Below are 8175 nucleotides of genomic sequence, written 5' to 3'. Positions count from 1 at the left end.
GCCTTGCTTTTATAGAATGACTTAGCCCATGCTTTCATACATACTCACCTCATTACTCGCCAGGCCACCGACTGCGGGTTCCTCACTCCACTGCTCGATACCTTTCCCCGATACGGCGGTGCCTGGAACCGTCTCCTGTCCAATTGCGCCCACATGTTGCCGATCACAATCCCCAGGAACAAGCCAGCACCCAACATCAACAGCGCGCCCACGATCACCCCCAACAAAATGGCCTCTACCATCTATATCATCCTCTCCATGAAAAAGCACCCGGGTGGGTGCTCTAACTTTTATACTGATCTGCCCTCACTTTTTCAATTATCCTTCTAACATTCCATACTGATTTGGCAAAGAAAATAATACCGGCAACCAAAGCAAGTTGCTCAATCAAACTAAACAACGGAATTAAGCCACTTTTACTCATAATGTTTATCACTGATAACAAAATTGCAATAATATGAGCCCCAATGCTTATATAAATTGCATTAAAGTAATTATCCATATATCCTGCTCTATTCAACTTTTCTATCCTCTGTTTTTCCAGCATACCGACCATAATCCCTAAGCTCGTATATAAAAAACCAGCAAAAAGCGCGCTTATTTTTAATATATTAAGGTGGGATTTTTGATCCAATCTTGCGTTCATAATGAAATCAAATTTTATAGCTGTAAACCATGCAATAAGAACTATGATTCCCCAGAGAATATTCCATTTGTTTCTTCTAAAGTGTTTCTTTTTTTTCCTCATTCTCCATTACCACCTTTTCTTACATACCTTAGAATATCGTCTTTATCCCCTTCGTAAATACAAATTAATTTTTCTTGTATTTCTTTTTCCACGTCAGCGTGGCCCCAATATCATAATAACACCGGATACCGTGCATTTGCGGTCAAATTCCGGTCAAAAAGCGGTCAAAAAGGGAGTTTTCATTTCTATGGTGCATCTTTGGATAGAGTCGGGACATATTCCTCCCCCTTCGTCGGGACACTGATCCCAAAAGAAAAAGCCGGGACTAATTCCCGGCATCCAGATCACAGGATATTCAACGCTACCGCCAGCTTGCGGAGCGCTCTTCTTTTGATGCGGCGATAAGTGCTTTCACTCCAGGAAAACCGGATCTGGATTTCCTGGTCGAGTGGCGGCGACAGTTTCATGTACCGTTCCTCGATCAGATACCGTTCGTCCAGGTCCAATATGGCCAGGGCCTTCTCGATCCGTTTCACCTGCAATTGTTTGTTCGCCCGCCGGACTCCGTAGCGCTCCGTGGTGGACTGATACTCCTTGTGTCCTCCGCTGACCCTCTCCTCATACATAGGGGTGCAGGAGGGAAACAGGTCTTTGCTCTCGCCGTTCTCCACCGCTATTTTGAGCACCGGATAGTCCCGCAAAAGCCGTTCTACTTGCTTCCGGTAGGAGGGTTTTCTGTATGTCGTCTCTTTCAATGCTTCCATCTCCCACACCCCTTTGAAAGTTTCTACTTCCGCCGATCAGTCTCCCAGCCGTACTCCTTCACGCATCGATGGAATGCGCATGCACCACCGTCCAGTAGCCACAGGCACCCCCTGCAATGGTCGTCAGTGACCTGAACCTTCATCCTCATCCCTCCCAGATCCAAAGGTAGTTCATTCCGTCCGCCTCCTTTTTTTGTGTGTTCCCTCTCCCCGCCGGATCGTGTACCATTGGGGAGAGGGTATGCATGCGCTACCCCTCGTTTTTGCCCCTTCGCTGGTCCCTACTCCCGGCGGAGGGGTTTTCATGTTGGGGATCCCCGTCTCCGATCGGGTCGATGTGGTTGTCCTCGTCGTCATCGTGAAGCAGCCACCGGAGGAAATCCTCCCACGCGACAAACTTTCTTTTCATGATCTCACCTCCTTTCGGTTCAGAGTGTCCGCGCACCATCGGGCCCCGGCCTCCGTCATGCAGTCGAATACAGGCCGCCCCCGCTCCGTGACCCACCAGCGCCATTCTCCTTTGATCACGCCGTACCGGTCCGTCATGACTGGCCCACCTCCCGAGATGCCTTCCACAGATCGAGGATCTCCCCGGCTTCCTTCTCGATCTTTTTCAGCCGCTCCAACTCATCCTGATAGACCACCGTCATTCCCTTCTCTTCCAGTTGCCGCAGTTTCCCGCCGGAGAGTACCCCGGCCGCGGCCATCCGCACGTTTTCCCGCTCCATCATTCCACGCCCTTTCGCTGTTTTCTCTCCCCCAGATAGCAGTAGGCCAGCCCGATACCGCATCCAATCGCCACCGCAGCGGTCGCCATCAAGGAGAACAACGCTACATCCAGTGCCGCGCCCAACAGGTTCCACCAGATCATTCCTCCACCTCCCATCGGTTCCCGCACTGGCGGCAAAAATAGAATCGTTTTCCCGTCCGTCTGTGCTGGCCCTGAGCCAGATAGTCCCGCCGATCCTCGCCGCACAATTCGCACCGGATTTCCCGCACCATCTTCTCCTTTTGCTCCATCATCCGGCTTACATTTTTTGTGCGGCTTTGGCCAGGTTGCCGCAACATATACTCTCGCTTTCTCCCATTTCTTTTTGTTGTCGTCGCCATTACGCCTCGGCCTCCTCCTTTATGACATCCAATTAGGTGGATTGAATTTTGACTCGTACCCTTCGCCTGTCAGAACCCAAAGAGCCAGAGGGATAATTGTGGACAACCAACAAGCAACCAGAAACAGAGGGAAAAACACCGCCCGAACAACCATTTTCATCATTCCGCCTCCTCTTTTCATCCCTCCTCGCCCCGCTTGCACCCGTATTTATCGCAAAACAAGTCTTTGCACTTCTTCCCCGACGGGCAACGGGTAATATACGTGTAGCTTTCGCCGTAATAGTCAAGCTCAAATTCTTTCGGGTCGGTCGTCATTTTCTTCCACCACGACAGCTTACGCCATTCTCCGTAAGCTCCCTCGCGCATCCCGCCTTTGCATCCAGTCACATCGACAGTACATTCGAGATTCATATAAGGATTGTCTTTCATCCTCACCCCTCCCTCCTGGCCAACCGTTGATGATTAATTCCGTTTTTGCGGAGGTATTCCGCCTCCACCTCACTCCATTTGAAGCCCAGCAGATCCACCAGCCCGAGAAAGTGCCAGAAGGCCATTTCCCATTGAATCCCGACATACGCCACCCGGAAGTCACGAAAGCATGCTTCCAACTGCTCAAAGAGATTCAGCTTGTGCTCAAAGAGATTCAGCTTGATCGAAGCCAGCCGCGGTATGGATGGGTCGACCCTCGCATCAATACCCAACGACAGAAGGAAGTGCAGGCAGTCCACCAACTCCTCCCGCACCCGCTCCCGATTGCGTTCCTTCGGTTCCTTCCAAAACTTCCACACATCCCCGATCTCTTGGGCCAACTCCGACAATTCCACCTGGAGAGCCATCACCTTCATCCGGTACAGATCTTGGCCTTCAAGCCCCTTCTCGTCGATGATCCGGTCATCCAGCGCCTTCTGAAGTTCAAACAGTTTGGTCAAATCCATTTCTCACCGCTCCTCTGCTGGTAGGTGTTTTCTCCGTCCCATCGCACCGCCTGGCCCGCCAATTCAGGCTTCGCCTCCAGAATGCTCTTCCAGCTATTCACCGCATAGATCCCCCTTTAAAAACCGAGTCAACTGTTTTCCCTTAACGGGTTCCCACCCGTTCCCCCTGTCGATCACCACCTTTTCGGTGTTCACGGGGAATATTCCGTGACGTTCCATTATTTCGTTCAGTCTTCGCTTGTTTTTGGTGTAAGTAGTGAGCCCGACGACGCTTCCGATTCCGTTTCGATATAGGACGCGGATCCACATAAGCTCCCTCCGTTCTTTGGGATCCCTATCATGAGATCCACCAGGGTTTGAACCGGAAGAACGACCAACCATTCTCTCCGATCTGCTTTCAATGCCAAGGCATCCACATGCTCCTGATCCAACCAAGCATACAAGAGCTTGAACCCGTCCCGTCTGGCCTTGACCTCCCATCGCATTCCCAATCCATCGACATCTCCCGCATGTGCTTCCCCGGCATGTTTGGCAGATCCAGAGAGAGGGATCCGCTGACCACCGATAATGGAAGCGAACTCTCTTTCACGGCGTGATCCCTTCTCTTTTTGTGCCTTCCCCATTCAAATCCACCCCTTATATCTCATGATCTGTTCTGACAACTGATTGTACCGTTCCATGGCTACTCGTTTATGTTCTTGTGACTTCATTTGAAATTCTGGGCTTTCGATATATTCCGCTCCTTTTCGAAGCCGGGAAAGGATTTCCTCGTATTCCGCCTCTGTGCGAATCGGTTGGATTTCGTCCACAGTTAGCTCCTCCTTCTCCTTCTCGAAACCTGCTGAAAACTGTTGAAAACTGTTGACGGGTTTTCAGCAGTTTTTCAACAGTTTCTTTCCTTGATATGACGCGGTTTATTGGAAACTGTTGAAACTGTTGAAAGGGTTACAGGTATATTTAGAAAAGTACATTTATTTTACAATATTTGTAAGTATATCTAGAACGCATATTTATTGAGGACTATCCACACTTTCAGCAGTTTTTCTGTTTACACCAAAATGGTGTCAACAGTTTCAACAGTTTTGGGTTTTTGGCTTAACGGCGCGGTTTAAAACTGTTGAAAAACTGTTGATTTGCTTTCAACAGTTTTCAACAGTTTTTCACCCAAACAACTCGAATCCAATAGTCTTTGGCCCCCGTTTAGGCTTAATTTCTATGACCCTTCCGTATCCGAAATCTTCAAGTTCGCGAAACAACTGTTCAACATCGCTCCCCCTACCACAACCTGCAATTTTATTCATCTGAATATCCCGTTTCTTTACCTTGCCGCCCCGTTTCCCGATCCATTCCACCGCTTCCTCTATTCGTTTATCTTCCGGAGAACTTCCTAATTGTTGATAGACTTTACGGGCATGCGATTTAAAGTATTTGATCAGCTGAATCCCATAGTTCAAACTAACCTCATCTACAAATTCGCCCTCCTCGGTTTCACCGCAAACCAAACGAACCATCTGTATGATCAAAGCAACTCGTGCCAGTTGGTTGTCCATCTTTCTCCACACCGGGCGCAAACGTCGCGGGAAATCCGGATCATTGATTTCCCGGGCGTTAATGGCAACCCATTCCTCCCACCATTTTTTGGCCCCTTCTGATAAATAAAGAACTTTCGGCTCCCATTGGTCATGCATTGCATTTGGTTTTAAACTGTATAGTTGTTCAAATACTTTTGCGTATCCATCGATAATTTCGGATGGGATACCGGTCCAATCCCATTTTTCATTAGCCATTTGGTTATCGGGATAGGACAGTAAAAATCGATCAATGAACCCGTCTTCAATACCTCCGCTCAGAGTAGGTAGTTTGTCCGGTTGGATACTACCCGAAATGGACACAAACGTTTTGGCCATGAACAACATTTCGCCCTTTTCTCGGTTTCGTACCCGGTCAATCTTGAGATCTCCGCCGTTCCACATCGATAGATACTGTTCCCGTTCGTCTCCTTTGCCGCCTGATTTATACTGACCCATCGAGTTGATCCAACCAGCCATCTCGTCCAGTTTGATTACGATTCCGCGCGGGTTGCTTTTTAGCATTCTGAAAAGGGCTTCAATGGTGGTTTGCGTTGTATAAACATCAATCATGTCCGGCTTTTTAGGCTCACGGGGTTCCTCGCCTTTTTTCTTCTTTTTCCACTCAGTCAAGTCTGCCTGGTATCTCCTATACTGGGTTTCATACTCTTCCATTAGCAATTCATAGTTTCGTGCATGCTGACTTTGGAGTTGAAGGATAGGTTTAAAGGCCGTATCTTGTGCGGGACTTTTTCCGACACTGGGTTCTGCAATGGCCGCCACATACAGATTGGCCTGTTGCCGATAATCGGGTTTTAACTCTAAAATCCGCGTCTGGCCAATTGCGGAACCCATAAAAGCCAATGCGTTAATCCCTACAAAATCTGGCGGTACACCAATGGACTTTGAAGCTGTTTCAATCAACCGCCGCACCGGCTCCGGAAACACCTCTATCGGAAAAGGCTCCACCTTGGGCTTCTCCGGCAGCGGGATCGGCTCCACTTCCTGAACCGTTATCTCCTCCGCCTGTTGCGACTTCAAGGAAACCACTTTTTGTTCATTCGCCCACTGCCGGGCATTCCCGACCGTCAGCTGATAGTACAAAGGATGCTTCAGATCATCCCCCTGGCTGTTCCGATACATGATCAAGAGATCCGCAATCTCCTGATCCGTCCATCCGTTGACCGCCGCAATGTTTGCCATGGCCATATCTCTCTCAGACGGACTCCGAAAGGTTTTTTCACCCTCGAGAATTTCCCGAAATTTCTTGGATGATTTCCGGAGTTGAACCAGTTTTTCAAACTTGGGTTTTCCTTTGGGCGATAGGGAGAGATGGATTTCTTCTGTCTGGATCTTGGCCAGTTTTGCCTGCTGCTGATCGGCAATCACTTCCCGGATCTTCTCGACCAACCACTCCGGTGGAGCAGACGGCTTCAAATCCTCCGGGCTGCGGGTCGGTGCCCACCGGTAGCGGTTCCCGCTTTGATGTAGACTCCCGGGGGCGACCGACTGCCCGCCAGTTCCCCGGATGTCCACATTGATTCCAATTTTCTTCACACTGTTGGGAATTTCGATTCCCTTTGGAACCCGGTACCACAGCTGCATTCCCCCGCCGCCGGTCAACACTTGCCAGGTGGCGGGGAGCTCTCCGTGTTCTTGGATCCACTTTTGGAGCGTTTCTTGTCCTTCCGGTCCGTCCACATCGATGGCAAACAAGCCGTTGACTTTCCCCATCGGGACCCCGACGTTGGCCCAAGAGTTTTTCTCCCACATCTTTTGGATGGTGTCGGGGTCCGCCGTGGCATGTTCCGCCCAGGATTCCAAAAGCGGATGTTTTCCGTTGCTCTTCCCGCATTTCTTCCGGCCGCAGCTGCACCCCCGGCGGGTCGGAGCATGAATCTGGATCACCTTCACCCCATGACTGGCCAGGCGCAGCGCTTCCCGGAGTGGATCTGTTTGATTTGGTTGATTTACGGCCATTTCATCACCTGCTGTTCTTCAGATTCGGCTACGCCCGATCCTCGTTCATGCGCCTATTCTCAATTTCCACCGGACAATGGCTTTGGTGATCTCGTCCCCCGCCTCCCCTTTGGTCAGGGGCCGTCCGGGATAGATCCGGAACTTTTCCAACAGCCGCAGTTGATTGGCTGTGGCAGGATCGGATTTCCACCGGGCATCCGTCCGGATCAAACCCAGAGTGCTCGCCCGGCGGAGATAATCTTCGGCCACCCCTTGGGCCAGCTCCAACCACACCGGGGCTTTGGTCAGGTATTCATCCGGCTGGTTCGGTTTCAATACTTTCGCCTGGTATCCATCCCCCACCGGATGGATCACCACCGTCCCCGCCTCCCCGGCGGAAAGGGCATAGACATTCGACCCCACATTCAACCACCGGATCATTTGGCGAAACTCCTTCAGCTCATTGTCCTCGTTGAAGATCGAGCGGAGACGGTCTGCCTCGGTTCTTTCTCTTTTCTCCTTCTCTTCCTCCCGATCTAGAGCTTCTGTGATCGTCTCCCCAGGTTCCGTTTCTTTCAATCCGAAGAGCGTCGGAGCCGTCATCAGATCATGCCGGCGGGAGACCCCGGTCACATCCAGCACCAGGCAATCCCTCTTCCCGGGGGCCTTCCGTGTGCCGCGGCCGATCATCTGGATGTAGAGGGGGCGGGACTTGGTCGGTCGGGCTACAATCACACACTCCACCGTGGGCTCGTCAAACCCTTCGGTCAGGACCATACAGTTGACCACCACTTGGGTCTCCCCGGTCTTCAACCGCTGCAGGATCGCCCGACGTTCTTCCGTCGGTAGGATCCCCGCCACCCACTCGGCGGACACCCCCTGGGACTGGAGGGCTTCCGCCGTTCGTTGCGCCTGATCCACGCTGACCGTGAATACAATGGCCTTCCGATCTGATGCGTGCTCGATGTAGGCATCTGCTACCGCTTGGGCAACTCCGGCTTGGAGCAAAGCATCATCTAGCTCGCCCTGGTTGAAGTCCCCGGCCACGGTGTGGATTTCGTCCAGGTCCAGATTCAAATCAACTCGCTCCGTCTTCAGATCGGAAAGGTATCCGTCCCGGATCGCCTGGAGCAACTGGTATTGATAGACGA

At 51.1% G+C, this 8175-nt stretch carries 13 protein-coding genes and 1 pseudogene; all 14 read right to left on the bottom strand.

Going from position 1 to position 8175, the window contains the following annotated elements; translation table 11 throughout:
- Positions 1-44: 44 nt before the first annotated feature.
- Entirely contained in the window at positions 45-242 is a 198-nt protein-coding gene (locus tag CHM34_RS18055; protein ID WP_094266005.1) for a hypothetical protein, read from the bottom strand.
- 41 nt (positions 243-283) lie between these two features.
- Positions 284-748, bottom strand: coding sequence for a hypothetical protein (locus tag CHM34_RS18050; RefSeq protein ID WP_094266004.1), 465 nt, complete (start codon positions 746-748; stop codon positions 284-286).
- A 284-nt stretch (positions 749-1032) separates the two neighbouring features.
- Positions 1033-1452, bottom strand: a complete 420-nt coding sequence (locus CHM34_RS18045; protein ID WP_094266003.1) for an ArpU family phage packaging/lysis transcriptional regulator — start codon at positions 1450-1452, stop codon at positions 1033-1035.
- A gap of 250 nt (positions 1453-1702) precedes the next feature.
- Complete coding sequence (locus CHM34_RS19465; protein WP_169713829.1) at positions 1703-1861, bottom strand: hypothetical protein; 159 nt, start codon at positions 1859-1861, stop codon at positions 1703-1705.
- The gene (locus CHM34_RS19460) at positions 1858-1998 is read right to left on the bottom strand and encodes a hypothetical protein (RefSeq protein ID WP_169713828.1); all 141 of its coding nucleotides are present in this window, start codon (positions 1996-1998) and stop codon (positions 1858-1860) included. Before CHM34_RS19460 ends, CHM34_RS19465 begins: the two co-directional genes overlap by 4 nt.
- Positions 1995-2180, bottom strand: coding sequence for a hypothetical protein (locus tag CHM34_RS18040; RefSeq protein WP_141201767.1), 186 nt, complete (start codon positions 2178-2180; stop codon positions 1995-1997). Before CHM34_RS18040 ends, CHM34_RS19460 begins: the two co-directional genes overlap by 4 nt.
- Complete coding sequence (locus CHM34_RS19455) at positions 2180-2323, bottom strand: hypothetical protein (RefSeq protein ID WP_169713827.1); 144 nt, start codon at positions 2321-2323, stop codon at positions 2180-2182. The genes CHM34_RS18040 and CHM34_RS19455 overlap by 1 nt, the downstream gene beginning before the upstream one ends.
- Positions 2320-2562 (bottom strand): hypothetical protein, encoded by a 243-nt coding sequence (locus CHM34_RS18035; protein WP_094266001.1) that lies wholly within the window; start codon positions 2560-2562, stop codon positions 2320-2322. The genes CHM34_RS19455 and CHM34_RS18035 overlap by 4 nt, the downstream gene beginning before the upstream one ends.
- A gap of 177 nt (positions 2563-2739) precedes the next feature.
- The gene (locus tag CHM34_RS18030; RefSeq protein WP_094266000.1) at positions 2740-2991 is read right to left on the bottom strand and encodes a hypothetical protein; all 252 of its coding nucleotides are present in this window, start codon (positions 2989-2991) and stop codon (positions 2740-2742) included.
- A gap of 2 nt (positions 2992-2993) precedes the next feature.
- Entirely contained in the window at positions 2994-3497 is a 504-nt protein-coding gene (locus CHM34_RS18025) for a dUTP diphosphatase (RefSeq protein WP_094265999.1), read from the bottom strand.
- A 338-nt stretch (positions 3498-3835) separates the two neighbouring features.
- Positions 3836-4120, bottom strand: a pseudogene (locus CHM34_RS18020) (hypothetical protein); the annotation flags it as partial.
- On the bottom strand, positions 4121-4306 hold the full coding sequence (locus CHM34_RS18015) for a hypothetical protein (protein WP_094265998.1): 186 nt from the start codon (positions 4304-4306) through the stop codon (positions 4121-4123).
- Positions 4307-4657: 351 nt separating this feature from the next.
- Positions 4658-7045, bottom strand: coding sequence for a DUF3987 domain-containing protein (locus CHM34_RS18010; protein WP_094265997.1), 2388 nt, complete (start codon positions 7043-7045; stop codon positions 4658-4660).
- A gap of 45 nt (positions 7046-7090) precedes the next feature.
- Positions 7091-8175 (bottom strand): DEAD/DEAH box helicase (locus CHM34_RS18005; protein ID WP_276207723.1); only part of this gene is annotated, 1085 nt, incomplete at its 5' end.

The sequence above is a fragment of the Paludifilum halophilum genome (assembly GCF_002245355.1).
Taxonomy (GTDB): Bacteria; Bacillota; Bacilli; order Thermoactinomycetales; family DSM-45169; genus Paludifilum; species Paludifilum halophilum.
This window is presented reverse-complemented; position numbering and strand designations above follow the sequence as displayed.

What these genes read in the sequence shown, in the direction of transcription:
- CHM34_RS19455 (WP_169713827.1), bottom strand. Translation starts at nt 2,323, where the DNA reads ATGATCTGGTGGAACCTGTTGGGCGCGGCACTGGATGTAGCGTTGTTC.
- CHM34_RS18040 (WP_141201767.1), bottom strand. Translation starts at nt 2,180, where the DNA reads ATGGAGCGGGAAAACGTGCGGATGGCCGCGGCCGGGGTACTCTCCGGC.
- CHM34_RS19460 (WP_169713828.1), bottom strand. Translation starts at nt 1,998, where the DNA reads ATGACGGACCGGTACGGCGTGATCAAAGGAGAATGGCGCTGGTGGGTC.
- CHM34_RS18030 (WP_094266000.1), bottom strand. Translation starts at nt 2,991, where the DNA reads ATGAAAGACAATCCTTATATGAATCTCGAATGTACTGTCGATGTGACT.
- CHM34_RS18025 (WP_094265999.1), bottom strand. Translation starts at nt 3,497, where the DNA reads ATGGATTTGACCAAACTGTTTGAACTTCAGAAGGCGCTGGATGACCGG.
- CHM34_RS19465 (WP_169713829.1), bottom strand. Translation starts at nt 1,861, where the DNA reads ATGAAAAGAAAGTTTGTCGCGTGGGAGGATTTCCTCCGGTGGCTGCTT.
- CHM34_RS18035 (WP_094266001.1), bottom strand. Translation starts at nt 2,562, where the DNA reads ATGGCGACGACAACAAAAAGAAATGGGAGAAAGCGAGAGTATATGTTG.
- CHM34_RS18010 (WP_094265997.1), bottom strand. Translation starts at nt 7,045, where the DNA reads ATGGCCGTAAATCAACCAAATCAAACAGATCCACTCCGGGAAGCGCTG.
- CHM34_RS18045 (WP_094266003.1), bottom strand. Translation starts at nt 1,452, where the DNA reads ATGGAAGCATTGAAAGAGACGACATACAGAAAACCCTCCTACCGGAAG.
- CHM34_RS18050 (WP_094266004.1), bottom strand. Translation starts at nt 748, where the DNA reads ATGAGGAAAAAAAAGAAACACTTTAGAAGAAACAAATGGAATATTCTC.
- CHM34_RS18055 (WP_094266005.1), bottom strand. Translation starts at nt 242, where the DNA reads ATGGTAGAGGCCATTTTGTTGGGGGTGATCGTGGGCGCGCTGTTGATG.